The organism is Colwellia sp. BRX10-1 (assembly GCF_014077545.1).
Classification (GTDB): domain Bacteria; phylum Pseudomonadota; class Gammaproteobacteria; order Enterobacterales; family Alteromonadaceae; genus Colwellia_A.
The window spans coordinates 1-2,378 of the sequence record NZ_JACGWC010000059.1; the positions used below are offsets into that span (position 1 = coordinate 1).

A 2,378-nucleotide genomic window follows, 5' to 3' on the forward strand; every position below is an offset into this window, starting at 1 on the left:
TATTAGACGTCAACTAACTTGTCCGGTTGGCGTCAATTAACTTGGCCGGTATTTGAATTTAGTTGCATAGCTTGTTTTTTTCGGTAACTTTCTCCTTTTATTTGATAGATATCACTGTGGTGAACAAGTCTGTCGATAGCAGCAACAGTCATCATGTTGTCACCAAATATACTATCCCACTCACTGAATGCTTGATTCGATGTGATCAACAAACTGCCTCGTTCATAACGATGTGCAATCAGTTCAAACAACACCTGACTTTCACTATCAGTCTTTTTCACATAGCCGATATCATCTAATATCAACAGCTCATATTTATCGAGTTTTCTTAGGGCATCAGTTAAGCCCAACGTTTCTTTTGCACGTTGGAGTTCTTGAACAATAGCTGTACTAGTGCTGAATTTAACGCGCACTGCTTTTTCAAGTAATGAGTAACCAATAGCACACGCTAAGTGAGTTTTCCCTAAACCACTAGCACCAAACAATAAGATATTATGGCCTTGTCTAAGCCAGTCAATCTGATTAACTTTTTGTTTCATTTGCAGTGACGTAATACCTTCTATTTCGTCAAATTTATATTGATGTAGTTGTTTACCTACGGGTAATTTACTCTCTTTAAGTAACCGTTTTAATCGACTTTCATGACGATGATTAGCTTCAAGTTCACATAGCTCGGCAAGGAATAATTCAGGCTCCCACTCCTGTGAAACAGCCTTTTGGGCAAGGACTTCCCATTCTTTGGCTATCGCACTTAAGCGCAGCTCTTTCAGTAATATTGGTAAGCTTAGAATATTAGCCATGTAACCCTCCAAGCAATATATCGTAATCACTTATTTGATGTTGATGACTGACAATGTTTGGTATGACGAGCGTGCTAGGGGCAAACAATTTACGGCACATATCAATAGATATAAACTTACCTTGCTCGTGGTTTTTCAAGACATAACGACCAAGGGCATGCTCGCAATTATAGTTATGAGCGAGTAACAATAATTCAACCATATAACGACAGTCTTTATCGCTAACATGCTCTGCTGTTAACTGCTGCCACAACAAACTGAAGTCACCTTCTGGGATCAAATCTTCTCGTAACTGCGAGTATTTGAACGCATTGGGCTTTTTCGCAAGTGAGTGGATCACATGTTTATAATCTACTGCTCGTGATCTTAAGTGTCCTTGAGCATAGACTCTAGACAGGGATAACGTTTTTTCATGACCAAGAAATAAATCCAGCCGAGTATCATAAATGTGTACAAGTAATCGATGACTAATTAATCTAGAAGGTACGGTATACGTCACACGTTTAACACTGATGGTGCTGCTAGAGGTAACTTTAACGTATTGTTCGCAGAAGTCGTTGGTACGACGTTTAGGCAAATCATTTAAGTGCTTGCGCTCTTCATCAAATCGAGTTTTGCATTGGCGATTAATTTTGGCGACAATTACATCAAGAAACGATTGGTACTCGGTAATTGTCGCGAAATCACGACTGCCACGTAGTCGTAATTGCTGATCTACTTTTCGTTTTAAATGGCTATGTGCCACTTCAATCGCACCATTTTCATGAGCTACACCTTTATTGTTACGCGTTGCAACAACGCTATAGTGAGCACATAGCTTTTGATAGCGTTCAGTTAACGTTTCCTGTTCATAATGATTATTGAATGCAGCACTTAAGCTATCGGTTCGGTGTGTCTGTGGTACACCACCACTGCGCCAAAATGCATTTTGTAAACCTGTAGAGAGTGATTCGAAACTTTCACCGCCAAAGACAAGTTGAGCATACGTCCAGCCACTGAACACTAACTTGTAATGAAAAAGCTTATGAAAAAATGCTTGGCCTGCAATAGATATTTCAAGTTTGTTCATCCAAGTGTAATCAGATATCCCCATAAACCCTGGCATGTACTTTTGACGAAAGATAACTTCTTGCTCTGGCCCTTCAGTTGCCAACCACTTTTTGACTCGACGTTGTAACGTACGTAAATGATTGTGACCAAATTTACCTGGCATGAGTGTATCGAGCTGATCTAATAACGTTATGGGTTGAAGTTCAGGATCTGCTTTGAGCAATGGCACTAGATGCTCTTCAAACGCACCATTAAATGGATCTTTGCGTGTTCGATAAACCCTAGGGAGATGTGTGGTTGAATGCTGGCCGGATTCGATACGCCGAGCTGTACGCTCTGACATACCAGATTGGGCAGCGGCTGCTGTTTGTTTATGATCCTTACGATAAGACATATATAAATTAACCTGTTGCTTGGTTATGGGTTTTCCAGACATATCTTTCTCTATTGAATTTGATATATCTAAAGTGTACCAAAACCGGTCAACCTAATTGTCGCGACCCGGCCAAGCTAATTGTCGCCTAATAC

The 2,378-nt window shown here is 40.2% G+C and carries 2 protein-coding genes; both read right to left on the reverse strand.

Going from position 1 to position 2,378, the window contains the following annotated elements:
• Window positions 1-32: 32 nt before the first annotated feature.
• On the reverse strand, window positions 33-800 hold the full coding sequence (gene istB, locus H4J75_RS19470) for an IS21-like element helper ATPase IstB (RefSeq protein WP_070373500.1): 768 nt from the start codon (window positions 798-800) through the stop codon (window positions 33-35).
• Window positions 793-2,286 (reverse strand): IS21 family transposase, encoded by a 1,494-nt coding sequence (gene istA / locus H4J75_RS19475; RefSeq protein WP_182223035.1) that lies wholly within the window; start codon window positions 2,284-2,286, stop codon window positions 793-795. Before istA ends, istB begins: the two co-directional genes overlap by 8 nt.
• Between the last annotated feature and the right edge of the window lie 92 nt (window positions 2,287-2,378).

What these genes read in the sequence shown, in the direction of transcription:
- istA (WP_182223035.1), bottom strand. Translation starts at nt 2,286, where the DNA reads ATGTCTGGAAAACCCATAACCAAGCAACAGGTTAATTTATATATGTCT.
- istB (WP_070373500.1), bottom strand. Translation starts at nt 800, where the DNA reads ATGGCTAATATTCTAAGCTTACCAATATTACTGAAAGAGCTGCGCTTA.